Below are 17,116 nucleotides of genomic sequence, written 5' to 3'. Positions count from 1 at the left end.
GGCGGCGGATGGCTGACCTGTTCCTCGCCGCGGCGGACGGATACGTCGACGACGCATCCGACGCGCTGCAGACCTCACCCGTCTACGTCTCGTCCGAGGTGGACGGCGCCTCCGCCCTGCAGGGCGCACTGCTGGCGCAGGTCGGCGACGACTCGATCGGCGTCGCCGTGTTCTCGGACAACGCCGCGCTCGAGGCATCCGGACCGGAGATCGTCACCCAGCTCGCCGAGACCACCGGCTACGACACGATCATCGTCGCGGTCGGCGACGACCTGTCCGCCGGGTCGCGCGTGCTCGAGGCGGGCGAGGCGATGCAGATCGCGAACGAGGCGGAGGCCGACGCCGACGGCATCGATGCCGCGCTCACCGAGACGGTGCAGGGCGTGCAGGCCGCAGACCAGCCGCCGCCGCTCGTCGTCGGCGGCGACGGCGGGGCCGGGATCGGCCCGGTCCTCGGGCTCGTGATCGGCGCGGCGGTGCTCGTCGCCGCGGCCGGCGCGGTGTTCGGGGTGGTCCGGACGCGACGGCGCCGTGGACGCGGTGGCGTCGACGCGAAGATCCCCGAGCCGATCCGCCGGAACGTGGCGATCCTGCGGGCGCTCGCCGCCGAGTACGCCCAGGTCGGGGCGCGCGGCAACGCCGTCGCCGCGCAGACCGCGAACGACATGATGGGCATCGCCCAGAACGTCGAGGAGCTGTTCGTCCGGCTCGACCGTGCGGGCGGCGGGCAGGCGGACGGACAGCGCGGCCTCGCCGCGATCGAGTACGACGACACGCTCCGCAAGCTCACCGCGGCCCTCGATCGCGACTACCTGCTCGACATCCTCACCCACCCGCACCTCTGGGACGATCCCGACGTGCGCGTGCGAGAGGTGCGCGACGCGGTCGTCGAGGTGTCGGGCGAACTCGTGCAGAACATCCGGCAGGTGAACGCCCGTCGCGGGCTGCACTTCCAGGTGTCGCTCGACGGCCTCATCGGCGGGCGCAAGGAACTGCAGGAGTGGGAGCGCGCGTTCGAGCGCGCGGCGGGCGAAGGCGACGGCCCGCCGACGGCGTCGCCGACGGCGTCGTGATGTCCTACTGCTTCCGATATCGGGCGCGAAGCACCAGATCGGGGTCGTGCTCCGCGTCGGGGGCGATGTCGATCGTGACGGTGGCGATCGTGCCGGTGAACGCACCCTTCGGCGTCGCATAGTCCTCGACGACGGGGTCGAGGCTGTCGCAGCCGATGTCCAGGCCCTCATCGAACGAGAACAGGCCGGGCACGGTCCGGTCGACGCGGCCCTCGCCGATGCGCGCGCCGTCGGCGAAGAGGCCGACATCGCCGCCCCTGCCCGCTCCGCCGCCGTCGTACGAGAATCGCAGCTCGAGCACGTGGTCGCCTGCCCCGACCGGTGCGTCGCTCCGCACCGTCGAGGTGTGCATCCCGACGAAATTATGCGCGTAGCAGAGGTGTCCGTCGCGGAGGTACAGCGCCCACCCGCCGAAGCTTCCGCCCTGGGCGATGAGCGCGCCCTGCGCGGGGCCATCCGTCGGCAACGTCACGACCGCGGTGACGGTGAACGAGCGGTTCTTGACGTTGAGCACCGTGTTCTCGTTCAGTCGCGACATGCCGGGCCGGAGGGTGAGGCGGGTGCGGCCGCGCATCAGGTCGGGCCGGCCGGCCACGACCGGGTCGAACCGCTCGCGTTGCCGGTCGTCGATGGGCAGGACGTTGTACTTCGCACCCTCGATCAGGAACCGCTGCTGCAGTTCGGCGAGCTTCTCGGGATGCTCCGCCGCGAGGTCGTGCGCCTGGGTCCAGTCGTCCGGGCCGTAGAGCTCCCACGTGTCATCCGCCAGCGCCGGGACGACGTCGTTCGGATCCGGCCACGGCAGCCAATGCTGTGTGACCGCGGTCCAGCCGTCGTGGTAGATCCCGCGGTTGCCGCCGATCTCGAAGTACTGGGTGCTGTGGCGTTCAGCGGCATCCGCATCGTCGATCGCGTAGGCGAAGCTCACGCCCTCGAGCGGCTTCTGCGCGATGCCGTCGACCTGTTCCGGTTCAGGAAGGCCCGCGTACTCGAGGATCGTGGGCACGATGTCGATGACGTGCGTGAACTGGGCGCGCCGCTCGCCCGCCGGGACGCGTGCCGGGTAGCGGACGATCATGCCGGTGCGGGTGCCGCCCCAGTGCGACGCGACGATCTTGCTCCACTGGTACGGGGTGTTCATCGCGTGCGCCCAACCCGACGGCATGTGGTTGAACGCCTTCGGGCCGCCGATGTCGTCGAGCCTCGGCTTGATGTCGGCCGTCGTCATGAGCACGTTGTTCTGGTACGCCATTTCGTTGAACGTGCCGTACGGACCGGCCTCGGCCGATGCGCCGTTGTCGCCGAGGATGTAGAAGACCAGCGTGTCGTCGAGCACGCCCTGCTCCTCGAGGGCATCGAGCAACCGACCCACCTGCTCGTCGGTGTGCGTCGCCATCGCCGCGTACGCCTCGAACAGTCGCGTGCCGACGAGCCGGTCGTCGTCGTCGAGATCGTCCCAGGCCGGGATCCTCCCGTTGGGCGCGGTCAGCTCGGCGTCGGGCGGGATGACGCCGAGCTCGCGCTGCCGTTCGAAGGTGAGCTCGCGCTCGCGATCGTACCCGTGGTCGAACCGGCCGCGGACGGCGTCGAGGTAGCGCTGCGGCACGTGATGGGGCGCATGCGTCGCGCCGAACGACAGGTAGGTGAACCACGGCTTGTCGGGCGTCAGGGCGTTCAGCCCGCCGAGCCACGCGATCGCCTGGTCGACGAGGTCCTCCGAGAGGTGGTACCCCTCCTCGGGCGTGCGCGGCGGCTCGATGGGCTTCGTGCCGTCGACGAGCGCCGGGACCCACTGGTGCGTGTCGCCGCCGATGAACCCGTAGAACTTCTCGAACCCCTCACCGGTCGGCCAGCGGTCGAAGGGCCCTGACGGGCTGGTCTCCCACGGCGGGGTCTGGTGATGCTTGCCGAACATGCCCGTCGAGTAGCCGTTCATCCGCAGCACCTGGGCGAGCGTGGCGCAGTCGTCCGGCCTCACCCCCGTGTACCCGGGGAAGGAGGTCGCCACCTCGGCGAGGGCGCCCATCTCGGCGGTGTGGTGGTTCCGGCCGGTGAGCAGGGCCTGCCGCGTCGGCGAACACAGCGCCGTCGTATGGAAGCGCGTGAACCTCGTGCCTTCGGCGCCGACGCGCTCGGCGACCGGCATCGCGCACGGACCGCCGAACGCGCTGCTCGCGCCGAAGCCCATGTCGTCGATGAGGATGATCAGGACGTTCGGCGCGCCGGTCGGCGGTCGGAGCGGTTCGGCAGGAGTCGGCTTCACCGCGTCGCGCGCATCGACCGGGGTGTCTGCCACGGTGCGCGACCGCCCGATCGGAAGGCGGCGCCGGTCGGGCTCGCTCGGTACGTCAGACGTCGACATCATCACTCCCCACCGCCGTCGGGCCCCGGATCGAGTCCGGCCGGACCGACGTCGTTCCCCCTGTGCACGGGTCGGTCGACCGCGTGTCACCTCCGATCCTGTCATCCGCGACCGCCGCGGAGTAGGACCCGGCGGTCATCGGAGTGGTCGCCGGTCCGGTAGGCTCATCCAGCCGGCCCGAAGCCCGGCGCACGGAGCGGCTGAGCCGCCCCACGCGGATGTAGCGCAGTTGGTAGCGCGTCACCTTGCCAAGGTGAAGGTCGCGGGTTCGAACCCCGTCATCCGCTCCGTTTCCCGTCAAGGTCTCGTCCACCCGTTCGCCGTCCCATACTCTGGGCGGACGAATGATCGCGATCGAGATTGGACCGCGCGTGCGCACACGGAACTGCTGGACGATCGGAGCCGTGCTCCTCGCCGCGGTCGGGCTCGCCGGATGCTCGGAACCCGCGGCGCCGCCGACGGCGAGCGACCCCGCGACATCCGCCGCCGACATGGCCGACGCGGCCGCGTACTGCGAGCAGAAGGGCGGCGAGGTGCAGCAGCGGCAGCCTGCGTGGCGCACCAACCTCGACGAGGAGGATTGGGTTCCGCTCGGCGACCCCGTGGCGGTGTGCCGGTTCCAGACCCTCGACGACGACGCCGATTCGCGGATCTACGTCGACCTCGTCACGATCACCTCCGACGAGCCGACGCTCGCCGCCCTCGCCTACCTGTCGCGGACCGAGATCCCCGACGATCCGCCCGGGAACCCGGCGTCGGCGCTCTGCGCGTCGCTCGGCGGCACGACGAGCTACGGCCCGAGCGTCGACGGCGGGGGCCTGACCGCGCCCGACGATCCCGACGACCCGGTCGTCGCGGCGTGCACCTTCGCCGACGGCTCGTTCATCGACGAATGGGGCATCGCGTACTACGCCGAGGGCACCGTACGCGGCATCGACCTCGCGGGCGTGTTCAGCTTCGACCGGTCGACCCTGCCCGACGTGTTCTGAGCCGTCGCCCGCTACGCCTGTGCGAGCGGGAGCACGTCCGCGCCCGGAAGCGCGGCGAGGAACGAACCCGTCACGAGCAGCTTCGAGCCGCGGATGCCGCTGCCGACGATGAGACGCCCGTGGGATGCGACGGCCTCGTCGACGAGGATCGTCCAGTCGGCGGGAAGACCGACGGGCGTGATGCCGCCGTACTCCATCCCCGTCAGGCGGACCGCGTCGTCCATCGAGGCGAACGAGAGCTTCCGCGCACCGAGATGGCGACGGACGACGCCGTTGAGGTCGGCTCGATCCGATCCGCGGACGAGGCAGGCGGCGTACCACGTGCGCTCGCCGCGACGGGCCTGCACGACGACGCAGTTCGCACCGTCGGCCATCGAGATCTCGTAGTGCTCGCAGAACGTGGCGGTGTCGGCCAGGTCGGGATCGATGGCGGCGACGAGCACGCCGCCGTCAGCGGCATCCGTCGCCCTCAGCGCCGCCACCGTCGGAGCGGCGAGCAGTTCGGGAGCCTCGAGGGCGGGAAGGAAGTCGAGCGTGCCGAAGCGCATGGCGCTCAGGCTACGACGGATGCCGCGGAGCGCGCGCGTCGTGCCGGGCCCAACGACCCGGTGGCGCCCGACGCGATCGGGTTGGCTGGATGGGTGGATCCGGTGCGGACCCCGGCGCGCACGAACGGAGGAGGTGACGCCGATGATGTGGGACTACGGCTTCGGCGGATGGTGGATGTGGCTTCCCGGACTGCTGTTCGGCGCGCTCGTCATCGGCGGCATCGTGGTGCTCGTCGTGCTGCTGGTTCGGTCGGCGTCGGGGCACGGCGGGACCGGCACCGCGTTCGGACCGGGCCCCGGTGGGGTCGCACGGCCCGACCGGGCGAAGGAGATCCTCGAGGAGCGGCTCGCTCGCGGCGAGATCACGCCCGACGAGTTCCGGTCGCTTTCGACGACCCTCGACGAGGGGCGGCGCGGCGGCGGACCGGCGTAGTTCAGTCGTGGGCGTCGAGCCGCAGCGTCACGCCGCGGACCTCGTCGCCGAGCACGGTCGCCATCACGTGCGCCGCATGGTTCGGTCCGTACTTGCGCCGGTACTCGGCGTCGAGCGCCTCGTGCAGTGCCGTGTCATCCGCCGGCACGGCGACGAAGGCGACATCGCGGATGACGCCGCCCGACTTGATCCGGCCGACGCCGGTCGCCTTCGCGCGCCGGTACCACCCGTTCTCTGGTCCGTAGGCGGAGCGAACGAACAGCTCGTCGCCGATCCGGACGACCCAGACGGTCGTGAACGGGCGCAGCGATCCGTCGTCGCGCACCGAGGCGATCTCGAGCTGGTCGGCGTCGCCCACGCGGTCGAGTTGGTCGTCGGTCCAGTCGGTCATGGTCGGTCCTCTCTCATACGGGAGCGGGCAGCGGGATTCACACGAGCGTCGGGTCGTCGCCGAGCGGTTCGATCAGCGTCGGGTCGTGCGGGTCGATGCGGCGGTGGTTGTTCACGCGAGGGTCGACCTCGTACTCGGAGATCGTCGGCGCGACGCGATCGGACTGCGCGATGAGGAAGTCGACCATCGCCGAGGCGTCGGCGGGGGAGAGCTTCTCGGGATCGAGGTAGTGGTCGATCGCGTCGAGGGGCAGGTACACGGGCATCCGGTCGTGGACCTCGCCGGAGGCGTCGCGCGCCTCGCGCGTGATGATCGAGGCGGACACCTCCCACGTGCCGTCGTCGAGCTTGCGAGCGGTGGAGATGCCGGCGGCGGCGAGCAGGTCGTCCTGGCCGTGCAGGTAATGCGCACGCTTCCGCCCCGGCTCGCCGGTCCACTCGAAGTACCCGCGCATCGGCACGACGCACCGGCCCGAGGCGAACGCGCCCTTCCACAACCCGTTCGTCGCCACGCTCTCGATGCGGCTGTTGAACTGGGGCCGCTTCGACTCCTTCATGAACGCGGGGTGGAAGTCCCAGCGAGCGGGCTCGAGGCGGCGCACGAACTCGCCCGTGTCGGAGCGGGCCCGCTCCCGGACGATCGGCACCGTGTCGGTCGGCGCGAGGCTGTAGGACGGCCGCCAGTCGGCGAAGTCGTTCTCGGCGTCGAAGACCGCGGTGAGGTCGTCTGCCTGCTGCGAGACCACGAATCGTCCGCACATGTCGGGTCGCCCTTCGATTTCCGGATGTCGCGAGCCTACGCCGCGCCCCCGACGCCCGTCACGGGCGCACTCGCACCGTCCCGTGGAAAACGCATCCTGTTGCAAATGCATTCGCATCGGTAGCGTGAGACGCAGAGATCGGCCCGTCCGGGCCGGCGAGCCGCCCGAAGTCGTGCGGCTCGCTCGTCGGAGGGCGTCGATCGACCGTGGAACACGTACGTGATGCGAAGAGAGAGGTCCCGATGATGAGATCCGATCCCAGACCAGTGCGGTGGCGCAGACGCGCGATCGCGGCATCCGGAGCACTGCTGCTGGGGGCGTCGCTGATGACGGCCACCGCCGCAGCCGCCGGTGACGACCCCCGCGAAGGGCTCGGCGGCGGCCTGTACGACGCCGAGATCGCCGCGAGCGGCGTCGAGCTGCTCGAGAGCCTGCCCATCCCCGACGGTTTCGTGATCAACTCCGACCTCGCGTTCACGGGCGACAAGGCCGTCGTCGGCAGCTTCGCGGGCTTCCAGGTCTTCGACATCTCGGATCCGGCCGCGCCGGTCCTCGAGACGGCGTTCGTGTGCCCCGGTGGCCAGGGCGACGTCTCGATCCACGGCGACCTGATGTTCATGTCGGTCGAGGCGACGAACGGTCGCATCGACTGCGGTACGCAGGGCGCTCCCGGCAGCGTGAACCTCGAGCGCTTCCGCGGGGTTCGCATCTTCGACATCAGCGACCTCTCGAACCCGGTGCAGCTGCCGGGCGTGCAGACGTGTCGCGGGTCGCACACGCACACCATCGTGACCGACCCGGATGACGCGGAGAACGTGTACATCTACAACTCGGGCACCTCGAGCGTCCGCTCGCCCCTCGAGCTCGCGGGCTGTGAGAACGCGGCGCTGACGACGGAGCCCGTGACGGCGGGCAACCCGACGCAGTGGCGCATCGACGTCATCAAGGTGCCGCTCGCGGCGCCCGAGACGGCGGCGATCGTCAGCCAGCCGCGCATCTTCACCGATGTCGAGACCGGTGCGTACAACGGCCTGCAGAACACGCTGCCCGGTTCGGCGCAGCACCCGAGCGGATCGGTGTACTCGCCCACGCCGAACACGAACACCTGCCACGACGTCACCGCGTTCCCCGAGATCGGGCTCCTCGCCGGAGCCTGCCAGGGCAACGGCATCCTCGTCGACATCAGCGACCCGGTGAACCCGGTGCGCATCGACGCGGTCGCCGACCCGAACTTCTCGTACTGGCACTCGGCGACGTTCAGCAACGACGGCACGAAGGTCGTGTTCACGGACGAGTGGGGCGGCGGCACCGGTGCCCGCTGCCTCGATTCGCACGAACCGTCGTGGGGTGCCGACGCGCTGTTCGACATCGTCGACGGCAAGCTGGAGTTCGCGAGCTACTACAAGCTCCCGGCCGCGCAGACCACGGCCGAGAACTGCGTCGCGCACAACGGCTCGATCATCCCCGTCCCGGGACGCGACATCATGGTGCAGGCCTGGTACCAGGGCGGTGTGTCGATCATCGACTTCACCGACACGGCGAACCCGGTCGAGATCGCGTACCTCGACCGCGGCCCGATCGACCCGAGCGCGCTCGTCCTCGGCGGGTACTGGTCGACCTACTGGTACAACGGCAACGTGCTGGGCAGCGAGATCGCCCGCGGCTTCGACAGCCTCGCGCTGACCGCGAGCGACTGGATGTCGGCGAACGAGATCGCGGCGGCCGGAGAGATCCAGCTCGACGTGTTCAACGCCCAGACGCAGTCGATGCTCGTGCACGCGCCGAGCTTCGCCGTGGCGGGGTCGTACGTCGACCAGGCCGAGCGGTCGGGCGACCTCAGCGCCAAGCAGCTCGCGCAGGTGCGCAAGCACCTGGCCGAGGCGGCGGCGCTCGAGGCCGGCGGATCGAGCAGCCGCGCGGTGATCGCGCAGCTCGACAACGCCATCAAGAAGTCGGGCGCTCCGTCCGACTCGGCGGTCGTGCAGGCGATCCTCGACCTGAAGGCGACCTTCAGCTGAACCGCAGGCCGGGGAGGCCCCGCGGCCTCCCCGGCATGACCTGACGATGCCCGGCGATCCGAGGACCGCCGGGCATCGCCATGTCCGCGGTGGCGCGGGGTGGTCGGGCGTCGTCGATGCCGCGCGCTACGAGCCCAGCTCGGCGAGCATCTGCTGCATCCGCGCGATCTCGATGCCCTGGTCGCCCTCGACGTCGTTGGCGAATCGGCTGACCATGACCTCCATGCCGCCGCCGGCTGCACGGAGGTCGGCGACCATCTGGAGGGCGCCGCTGTGGTGCTGGATCATGTACTCGAGGAAGAGGCGCTCGAAGTCCTCGCCGGTGGCCGCCTCGAGTTCCTCGAGCTGCTCGTCGGTGAGCATCCCGGGCATCATCTCGGCGCCGTGACTCGCGTGGTCGCCACGCAGCGGAGTGCCGCGGTCGCGCAGCCAGTCCGACATGAACTCGATCTCGTCCGACTGGCTGACGCGCATGCGCTCGGCCATGAGCCGGAGATCGCGGTCGGTCGTGCGCCCGTCGACCCACTCCGTCATCGTCACGGCCTGATCGTGGTGCAGGATCATCATCTGCATGAAGGCGATGTCGGCGTCGGTGTGCTCCGGCTGCTCGATCGCGGCGGCCTCGTCGGGCGAGAGCGTGCGGTTCTCCTCGCCGGGAGCGCCGAGCTGGACCACGGGACCGGTCGACTCGGGGTCGTCGCCGCCTGCGGTGCACCCGGTCAGGCCGAGTGCGACCAGGAGCGCCGCCGCGACACCGAAGGACCGAGCCGAAGCCGCCATGCGAGTACCTCATCCACGTCGAAGGGAACGTCACGCGAGCGGTCGGGCGACCCGCCGCGCCGCAGTCACGTCAGGCTAACCCGGATCCCCGCCTCGTGCGAACGTCGAGCCCGCGGCATCCGCTCGTTCCCACCCGGCAGGGTGCAGGATGACCGCATGGCCATCGGACTGCGCGCGGACGTGCTGCGTCCCTCGGATTCCGAGCGGGCGGATCGCGTCACCTACGTGGAGCTCTTCTTCGACCTCGTCTTCGTGTTCGGGCTGACGCAGCTCGGGGCGTACCTCTACGAGCACCAGACGCCGCTCGGCGCACTCGAGGGCACGATCATGGTGTGCGCGCTCTGGTGGGCGTGGGTGTCGACGACGTGGGTGACGAACTGGCTCGATCCGGTCCGGGTGCCGGTGCGGGTCGCGGTCATCGTGCTCGCATCGGTCGCGTTCGTCATGAGCGCGGCCATCGCGGAGGCCTTCGGCGACCGGGCGTGGACGTTCGCGCTCGCGTACATCGTGCTGAAGCTCGGTCGGGCGGTGTTCATGGTGTGGGCGACCGCGCGCCACGAGCGGCAGGTCTCGCGCGAGTTCGGCAACGTGCTCGTGTGGGCGCTGGCGGCGTCGGTGCTCTGGGTCGTCGGGGCCCTGCTCCCGCTCCCGGCGCAGCTGCCGTTCTGGGCGGCCGCCCTCGGGCTCGAGCTGACCGGCAGCATCCTCGGCTACCCCGTTCCCGGCCGGGGCCGCATGGAGATCGGCCGGTGGGACGTCTCCGGCCCGCACATCGCCGAGCGCACTGCGCTCTTCGTGCTCATCGCGCTCGGCGAGGGCCTGCTCGTGACCGGGTTCGCGTTCGTCGCCGAGGAGTCGTCGCCCGAGCGCATCGTCGCCGTGGCGACGGCCTTCGTCGCGGCCGCCGCGTGCTGGTGGATCTACTTCGACCACGGCGAGCGGATCGGGTCGGAGGCGATCGAGGCGGCCGAGGCGTCGGGCCGCCTGGCGCGGACCGCCTACTCGTGGGTGCACCTGCTCATCGTCGGTGGCATCGTGCTGCTCGGCGTCGGCGACAAGGAGATGCTGGGTCATCCGCACGAGCAGAGCGTCGCCGCGGTCTCGACCGTGCTCGGCGGTCCGCTGCTGTTCCTCGGCGGCACGGTGCTGTTCCGTCGGGTGCTCGAGCGGCGCTGGATGCGAGCGCAGCTGGCGGGCATCGGCGGCATCCTCGTCCTCGCGGCCGCGACGCCATGGCTGGAGCCCCTCGGCACCGGCGTGCTCGCGGCGCTCGTGCTCACCGCGACGGCGGTCGGGGAGAGCGTCGAGCGGATGCGGCGGCGCGCGCCGAAGGGCGGGTGAACGGCGCCGTCACCTGACCGTTGCCGATTCGAGACTTGACGCGATCTGAGTTCTGTATACAAAATACTGAGTGCTGGGAAGCTCCCGGCGGAACTCGATGACGGAAGAGGTGGGGCGCGATGCGCCGTGCGAACTCAATGACGAGGCGTCTGCTCGCGATCGGAGCTGTCGGCGCGATGACGGTCGGCCTGGCGGCCTGCAGCGGTGGCGGGGGAGGTTCGGACGAGAACACCGTCGTGTGGTCGACCTGGGGCACCCCCGAGGAGCTGACCCGCTTCGAGGAGTTCAACGAGGAGTTCATGGCGCGGCACCCCGACATCACGGTCGAGCTTCAGCCCGTCGCGAGCTACGGCGACTACCATTCGAAGCTGCTCGCCCAGCTCACGAGCGGCACCGCCCCCGACGTCTTCTACATCGGCGACGACAAGATCGGCCAGTTCGTCGACGCCGACGTCCTCCTGCCCCTCACCGGGCTCATGGAGTCCGATGCGAGCCAGACGCACCCCGACGACTTCTTCCCCGGTCTGTTCGGCGCGGCCGAGACCGACGGCGAGATCTACGCCGCCCCGAACGACTCGAACCCCGACGTGCTCTGGTACGACCGGCAGGCCCTCGAGGCCGCGGGCATCACCGAGGACCCCGCGACGCTCGCCGAGAACGGCGAGTGGACGACCGAGAAGTACCTCGAGATGAACGACGCGCTCGCCGAGGCCGGCCTCATCGGTTCGATGTTCTGGAACTACTGGGCGACGCACTACAGCTGGATCTCGGCGCAGGGCGGCACGGCGTACGACGAGTCGGGCGCGTTCGTCGGCAACGACGACGCCGCGACCGTCGACGCGGTCGAGACGCTCGGAGACTACTTCCAGGACGGCACCTTCGTCGTCGCCGACACGATGCCCGAGGGCGCGGGCGCCGACAGCGTCTTCGTCACCCACGAGGCCGGCTTCTTCGCCCAGGGTCGCTACACGATCGGCACCGTGACCAGCGCGGGCGAGCAGGACTCGTACGACATCGTGCGCTGGCCGACGCCCGACGGGCAGCCCGCGCCGACCGGCGTCGCCACCTCCTACCTCGCCATCAACGCCAAGACGGATGCCACGGACGCCGCGTTCACGTTCTGGACCGAGTTCCTCTCGGCCGAGGGGCAGATCTTCCGCCTCTCCGGCGGCGGCAACGCGGTGCCGTCGATCGCGGGCGCCGACGAGGTCGTGCTCGAGGACGGCTACCCGGCCCACGCGCAGACCTTCCTCGACATGCGCGACATCGGCTTCGAGGACTACGCCTCCGAGGCGCGCGTGCCCGGCCTCTCGACGGACATCAGCGACCTGTTCCTGAAGCTCTACGAGGGCAAGTCCGACGCGCAGTCGACCCTCGACGAGGTCGCCGACCTCGTCGCGGAGAAGACCGCGGAGTGAGCCACCCATGGTGATCACCTCGGGCGGCGCGGCCGGAGCCCCGGCCGCGTCGCCCGCGCCCGCCGCGGCATCCGCCCCGCCCCTGATCGGAGCGACCGGGACCGAACCCGGTCGCTCCGGCCGCCGGGCGCCACGACCCGAGGCCGCATGGCGCCGCCGCGACCGCCGGTGGGGGTACGTCTTCGTCGGCCCGCAGCTCATCGGCATGGCCCTGTTCGTCCTGCTGCCGTTCGTCGCGAGCCTCGTGCTCGCCTTCGCATCGTGGGACGGACTCACCGAACTCGAGTGGGTCGGGTTCGAGAACTTCACGGCCCAGCTGCAGGACGAACTGCTGCTCCGCTCGATCGTGAACACGCTGCTCATCGCGCTCATCACCGTGCCGGTCGGCCTCGGCCTCGCGGTCGTCGTCGCCGTCGCGCTCGAGAAGCTGCGCACCCGCACGCTCTACCTGATCCTCTTCTTCGCGCCCGTGGTCACGAGCACCGTCGCCGTCGCCATGATCTGGCAGCAGCTCTTCCGGGCCGACGGCGTGCTGAGCGGAGCGATCGCGAGCGTCTTCGGCATCGCACCGCCCGACTGGCTCGGCGACCCGCGCCTCGCGCTCATCGCGGTGTGCATCGTCTCGATCTGGTCGTCGCTCGGCCTGAACGTGATCATCTTCCTGGCCGGCCTGCAGAACATCTCGCCGTCGGTCATCGAGGCGGCGCGCATCGACGGCGCGGGCGCGTGGCGGCTCTTCCGCAGCATCCGCCTGCCGCTGCTGTCGCCCATCGTGTTCTTCTCCTCGATCGTCGCGTTCATCTCGTCGCTGCAGACCTTCGACACCGTCTTCGTCCTCACGGCGAACGCCGGACCGGACAACGCCACGCGCACGATCGTCTACCACATCTACGACCTGGGCTTCGGACGGTTCGAGTTCGGACCCTCCAGTGCCGCCTCCGTGATCCTGCTGCTGCTGACGCTCGTCATCACCGCGATCCAGTTCGGCGCGCAGAAGAAGTTCGTGCACTACGAGGACGATTCCGCATGACCGCCGCAGACCTCGAGTCGACGCTCGTCGGCCGCCCCGACCTCGAACGCACGAGCCGCCGCGCGCCAGGCGGGCGTGCCCGCCGATCCGTCGGCCGCATCCTGATCCACACGGCACTCGTCGTCGCGGGCCTGGCGATGGTGTTCCCGTTCCTGTGGATGCTGCTCACGTCGTTCAAGACGTTGCCGCAGCTGCTGCAGGACCCGCTCAGCCTCTGGCCCGACCCGTGGACGGTCGAGAAGTACGTCGACGCCTGGAATGCGGTGCCGTTCGGCCAGGCGTACCTCAACAGCATCTACATCTGCGTGCTGTCGGTCGTGGGCACGCTGCTCACGGCGTCGATGGCCGGGTACGCCTTCGCGCGCATCCGGTTCCGCGGCAGCCGGATCCTCTTCATCGTCTTCCTCGCGACGCAGATGATCCCGAAGCAGGTGACGCTCATCCCGTTCTACCTGCTGATGTCGAAGTTCGGCTGGGTCGACTCGCACCTCTCGCTCATCGTGCCCGCGATGCTCGTGAACCCGTTCGCGGTCTTCCTCATGCGACAGTTCGTGCTGAGCCTGCCCAAGGAACTCGAGGAGGCCGCACTCGTCGACGGCGCCGGTCGCTGGCGCACGTTCTGGAGCATCATCCTCCCGAACCTCAAGCCGGGCCTCGGCGCGCTCAGCATCATCGTCGCGCTCGACGTGTGGAACAGCTTCCTGTTCCCGCTCGTGCTGCTGAACTCGCCCGACCTGTTCACCGTGCCGCTCCTGCTCGCGAGCTTCCGCGGCCAGTTCGGATCGGTCGACTACGGCCTCGTGATGGCGGCCTCGGCCCTCGCGACGATCCCGATGCTCGTCGCGTTCGTGATCGGCCAGCGTCGGATCCTCAACAGCATGGCCGCGTCGGGCCTGGGCGGCCGATGAGCGCCGCGTCGACGCTGTCGCGCCGGGTCGTGGGGCGAGCGGATGCCGCGGCCGCAGCGTCACGGGCAGGGGAGCACCTCGACCTGGTCGAGGCGCCGTTCACGCTGCCGCGATCGCGCCTGATGGTGTTCCGCGACGGCGAGCGGCTCCGCGTGCACACGTCGGAGTACGAGCGCTCGCTCGAGGAATGCGTCGTGCTCGATGCGCTCGAGGTGCGCGACGTCGCGGGTGCGGCGCTCCCCGTCACCCGGGTCCTCCCGCACGCGGTCGAACTGGGCGACGCGGCGGTGACCCTCACCTTCGCCGGCCCCCACGCCCTGGGCATCGGCGTCGCCGGCGGCGGTGAGGCGGTGGTCTCCTGGACGGCGCGGGCGGGCGATGAACGGGAGGAGCTCCGGATCGGCGGGCGGCACGCGGCATCCGTCGTCCTCACGGTCGGCGACGACCGCGGCGTCGAATTCGCACGCAGCGACGCGCACGCCGAGCACCTCGCCTCGACCGAAGCGACCTGGCTCGACTGGTTCGCGCGCTGCCCCGTGGTGCGTGCGGACCTCCAGGGCATGGCCGCGTTCTGCTGGTGGGTGCTCGGCGCCAACATCGTCGAGCTGCCGCAGCTCGGCGACGCGCGCGCCGTCGTTCCGTCGAAGATCGGCTACGTCGGGCTCTGGCAGTGGGACGCGTACTTCATCGCGGTCGGGCTGCGGCACGGCGACCCGGAGCTGGCGCGCGAGCAGCTCGACCTCGCGCTCCGGTTCCCGTCGGCCGACGGGCAGCTGCCCGACGTCGTCCACGAACTCGGGGTGCTCGCCACGAGCGATGACCTGCCCCCGGCCGACCGCGAGAACCTGCGCCGAGCGGGATCGGCCGTGGCCGACCCGACCGCGCCAGTGCCGCTGACCAAGCCGCCGCTCGCGGCGTGGGCCCTCGCGAAGGTGCTCGAGGTCGAGGATGCGCCCGAGTGGGCGCGCGAGCGACTCGCGGTGATCCGCCGCTCGCAGGACTGGTGGTTCGCGCACTCCGACCTCGACGGCGACGGGCTCCCGGAGTACGGACATCCGTACTCGTCCGGTCTGGACGACAGTCCGGTCTTCGACGGCCCGCTGCCGACGACGACGCCCGATCTCGCCGCGTACCTCGTGCTGCAGGACACGGAGCTCGCGAGGCTCGCCGAACGCTACGGGGCGGACGCCGCGGGCGACCCGGTCGCGCACCGTGCGCGTGCCGCGCGCACGCTCGACCTGCTGCTCGGCATGTGGAATCCCGGCGCGGGCCGATTCGAGGGCCGCGCCGCGGGCGAGCGGGTCGCGACCGACGCGATCGTGGGGTTCATGCCGCTGCTCACGGGCCGCCTGCCGGAGCCCGTGCTCGACGCGCTGCTGGGCGCCCTCGCGGACCCCGACCGGTACGCACTGCCGTGGTCGGTGCCGACGGTCTCGGCGGCGGACCCCGATTTCTCCGCCACGCGCATGTGGCGCGGCCCGGTCTGGGTGAACACCAACCGTCTCATCGTCGCGGGCCTTCGCGCCTCGGGGCGAACGGACCTCGCCGACGATCTCGCCGAGCGCACGGTCGCGCTCGTCGTGCACGGCGGAGGCCCCCACGAGTACTTCGACCCGCTCACGGGGCGGAAGGCGCCGACCGCGACGACGGCCTTCGGGTGGTCTGCGGCGCTGTTCATCGACCTCGCGGTCGAGCTCTCGGCGGAGACCCGCATCCCCACGCATCACTCACGACAGACAAGGAAGTCAGCATGAAGACACGGACCCTGTTCGCCTCGACGGCAGCCCTCGCGGGCGTCGCCCTGCTTGCCGGATGCGCGATGGGCAGCGGTGCGCCCGCGGCATCCGTCGACCTCGACCCGAATGCGAAGCTCGAGGGGGAGATCACCGTCTGGTCGTGGGACGTCGCGGCGACCGCCCTCGACCGGCTCGGGGACGCATTCGAGGCCGAGCACCCCGGCACCACGGTGAACGTCGTCGACGTCGGCTACGACAACGCCTACGACAAGCTCTCGGTCGGCCTCCAGGCCGGCAGCGGGCTTCCCGATGTCGTCACGATCGAGACCGACCGCGCGCCCGGCTACATCAACGAGTTCCCGACCGGGCTCGTCGACCTCGACCCCGTGCTCGGCGACGACCAGGCCGACTTCGACCCATTCAAGTGGCACGCCCAGTCCGACGCTGACGGCGCTCTGAAGGTCGCGCCGTGGGATTCCGGCACCGTCGGGCTGTTCTACCGCACCGACTACTTCGACGAGGCCGGCGTCGACCCCGCATCGATCGGCACCTGGGACGACCTCGTCGCCGCGGGCGAGACCATCAAGGCGACGACCGGCCACACGCTGCTCTCGCTCGACGTCGCCACGGGTGGCGGCTTCCAGATGCTGCTCCAGCAGCAGGGGCAGGGGCTCTTCGACGAGGCCGGCGACATCACCGTCAACTCGTCGGAGGCCGTGGAGGCCCTCACCCTGCTGCAGACCCTCAACGACAAGGGATTGCTGAAGAACGTCTCCGGCTGGGACGGCCGCGTCACGAGCGCCAAGGACGGCGACTCCGCCGTGACCCCCGAGGCCGTCTGGTGGATCGGCACGCTCCTGGGCGACGCACCCGAGCTGAGCGGAACCTACGGCGTCACCGAACTGCCCGCCTTCGAGGAGGGCGGCGCGCGAACGTCGAACAGCGGCGGCTCGGGCCTCGCCGTGCCGACACAGGCGAAGAACCCGCAGCTCGCGGCCGCGTTCATCGCGTTCGCGCTCGCCGACGCCGACAACCAGGTGTCGATGATGGCGAACGAGGGCCTGTTCCCGTCGTACCTGCCGGCCCTCGAGGACGACACGTTCTCGGCGCCGCAGGAGTACTTCGGCGGCCAGCCCGTCTACGAGCTCTTCGCCGAGCAGACCGCGAACATCCCCGCGATCACGTTCACGACCGACAACGCCGAGGCGAGTGACATCGTCGCCAACGCGGTCGTCGCCGCCGTGCTGAACGGGGCCGACCCCCAGCAGGTGCTCGACGACGCCGCGAAGCAGATCGCGACCGCCACCGGGCGCGAGATCGCCGAGTAGC

The 17,116-nt window shown here is 70.6% G+C and carries 15 protein-coding genes and 1 tRNA gene; 11 read left to right on the top strand and 5 right to left on the bottom strand.

Going from position 1 to position 17,116, the window contains the following annotated elements; all coding sequences use genetic code 11:
• Positions 1 to 8 precede the first annotated feature (8 nt).
• Entirely contained in the window at positions 9 to 1,073 is a 1,065-nt protein-coding gene (locus ACIQH8_RS15985; protein WP_401000466.1) for a hypothetical protein, read from the top strand.
• Between the two features lie 4 nt (positions 1,074 to 1,077).
• Here ACIQH8_RS15985 and ACIQH8_RS15980 read toward each other — a convergent pair whose 3' ends face one another.
• Entirely contained in the window at positions 1,078 to 3,369 is a 2,292-nt protein-coding gene (locus tag ACIQH8_RS15980) for an arylsulfatase (RefSeq protein WP_401000464.1), read from the bottom strand.
• 280 nt (positions 3,370 to 3,649) lie between these two features.
• Here ACIQH8_RS15980 and ACIQH8_RS15975 point away from each other — a divergent pair.
• Together ACIQH8_RS15975 and ACIQH8_RS15970 are read left to right on the top strand one after the other, a co-directional pair.
• Positions 3,650 to 3,722 (top strand) — tRNA-Gly (locus ACIQH8_RS15975).
• An 84-nt stretch (positions 3,723 to 3,806) separates the two neighbouring features.
• Positions 3,807 to 4,424, top strand: coding sequence for a hypothetical protein (locus tag ACIQH8_RS15970; protein ID WP_401000462.1), 618 nt, complete (start codon positions 3,807 to 3,809; stop codon positions 4,422 to 4,424).
• A gap of 11 nt (positions 4,425 to 4,435) precedes the next feature.
• On the opposite strand, the gene ACIQH8_RS15965 is transcribed toward ACIQH8_RS15970, so the two are convergent.
• A complete protein-coding gene (locus ACIQH8_RS15965; RefSeq protein ID WP_401000460.1) occupies positions 4,436 to 4,972 on the bottom strand; it encodes a YbaK/EbsC family protein in 537 nt (178 codons plus the stop codon).
• A gap of 142 nt (positions 4,973 to 5,114) precedes the next feature.
• Here ACIQH8_RS15965 and ACIQH8_RS15960 point away from each other — a divergent pair, with 142 nt between their 5' ends.
• Positions 5,115 to 5,405 carry an SHOCT domain-containing protein gene (locus ACIQH8_RS15960; protein ID WP_401000458.1) on the top strand — a complete coding sequence of 97 codons (291 nt, stop codon included), beginning with the start codon at positions 5,115 to 5,117 and terminating at the stop codon, positions 5,403 to 5,405.
• Between the two features lies 1 nt (position 5,406).
• Here the strand turns inward: ACIQH8_RS15960 and ACIQH8_RS15955 are convergent, their stop codons facing one another.
• Together ACIQH8_RS15955 and ACIQH8_RS15950 are read right to left on the bottom strand one after the other, a co-directional pair.
• The gene (locus ACIQH8_RS15955; RefSeq protein ID WP_401000456.1) at positions 5,407 to 5,796 is read right to left on the bottom strand and encodes a DUF2255 family protein; all 390 of its coding nucleotides are present in this window, start codon (positions 5,794 to 5,796) and stop codon (positions 5,407 to 5,409) included.
• A 37-nt stretch (positions 5,797 to 5,833) separates the two neighbouring features.
• Positions 5,834 to 6,556, bottom strand: coding sequence for an SOS response-associated peptidase (locus tag ACIQH8_RS15950; protein WP_401000454.1), 723 nt, complete (start codon positions 6,554 to 6,556; stop codon positions 5,834 to 5,836).
• Between the two features lie 242 nt (positions 6,557 to 6,798).
• Here ACIQH8_RS15950 and ACIQH8_RS15945 point away from each other — a divergent pair, with 242 nt between their 5' ends.
• Positions 6,799 to 8,574 (top strand): LVIVD repeat-containing protein, encoded by a 1,776-nt coding sequence (locus tag ACIQH8_RS15945; RefSeq protein WP_401000452.1) that lies wholly within the window; start codon positions 6,799 to 6,801, stop codon positions 8,572 to 8,574.
• A 126-nt stretch (positions 8,575 to 8,700) separates the two neighbouring features.
• Here the strand turns inward: ACIQH8_RS15945 and ACIQH8_RS15940 are convergent, their stop codons facing one another.
• A complete protein-coding gene (locus ACIQH8_RS15940; RefSeq protein WP_401000450.1) occupies positions 8,701 to 9,354 on the bottom strand; it encodes a DUF305 domain-containing protein in 654 nt (217 codons plus the stop codon).
• A gap of 156 nt (positions 9,355 to 9,510) precedes the next feature.
• On the opposite strand from ACIQH8_RS15940, the gene ACIQH8_RS15935 reads away from it, so the two are divergent.
• From ACIQH8_RS15935 to ACIQH8_RS15910, 6 genes are all read left to right on the top strand, one after another.
• Positions 9,511 to 10,695 carry a low temperature requirement protein A gene (locus ACIQH8_RS15935; protein WP_401000448.1) on the top strand — a complete coding sequence of 395 codons (1,185 nt, stop codon included), beginning with the start codon at positions 9,511 to 9,513 and terminating at the stop codon, positions 10,693 to 10,695.
• A gap of 176 nt (positions 10,696 to 10,871) precedes the next feature.
• Complete coding sequence (locus ACIQH8_RS15930) at positions 10,872 to 12,113, top strand: ABC transporter substrate-binding protein (protein ID WP_401000446.1); 1,242 nt, start codon at positions 10,872 to 10,874, stop codon at positions 12,111 to 12,113.
• Between the two features lie 7 nt (positions 12,114 to 12,120).
• Entirely contained in the window at positions 12,121 to 13,143 is a 1,023-nt protein-coding gene (locus tag ACIQH8_RS15925) for a carbohydrate ABC transporter permease (protein WP_401000444.1), read from the top strand.
• A complete protein-coding gene (locus ACIQH8_RS15920) occupies positions 13,140 to 14,051 on the top strand; it encodes a carbohydrate ABC transporter permease (protein ID WP_401000442.1) in 912 nt (303 codons plus the stop codon). Before ACIQH8_RS15925 ends, ACIQH8_RS15920 begins: the two co-directional genes overlap by 4 nt.
• Positions 14,048 to 15,805, top strand: a complete 1,758-nt coding sequence (locus ACIQH8_RS15915; protein ID WP_401000440.1) for an amylo-alpha-1,6-glucosidase — start codon at positions 14,048 to 14,050, stop codon at positions 15,803 to 15,805. Before ACIQH8_RS15920 ends, ACIQH8_RS15915 begins: the two co-directional genes overlap by 4 nt.
• Positions 15,802 to 17,115, top strand: a complete 1,314-nt coding sequence (locus tag ACIQH8_RS15910) for an ABC transporter substrate-binding protein (RefSeq protein WP_401000438.1) — start codon at positions 15,802 to 15,804, stop codon at positions 17,113 to 17,115. Before ACIQH8_RS15915 ends, ACIQH8_RS15910 begins: the two co-directional genes overlap by 4 nt.
• Position 17,116 lies beyond the last annotated feature (1 nt).

Source organism: Agromyces sp. GXQ0307 (assembly GCF_044769845.1).
GTDB lineage: Bacteria > Actinomycetota > Actinomycetes > Actinomycetales > Microbacteriaceae > Agromyces.
The sequence above is the reverse complement of the archived record's forward strand: the minus strand, read 5'-3'. Positions and strand labels throughout refer to the sequence as shown.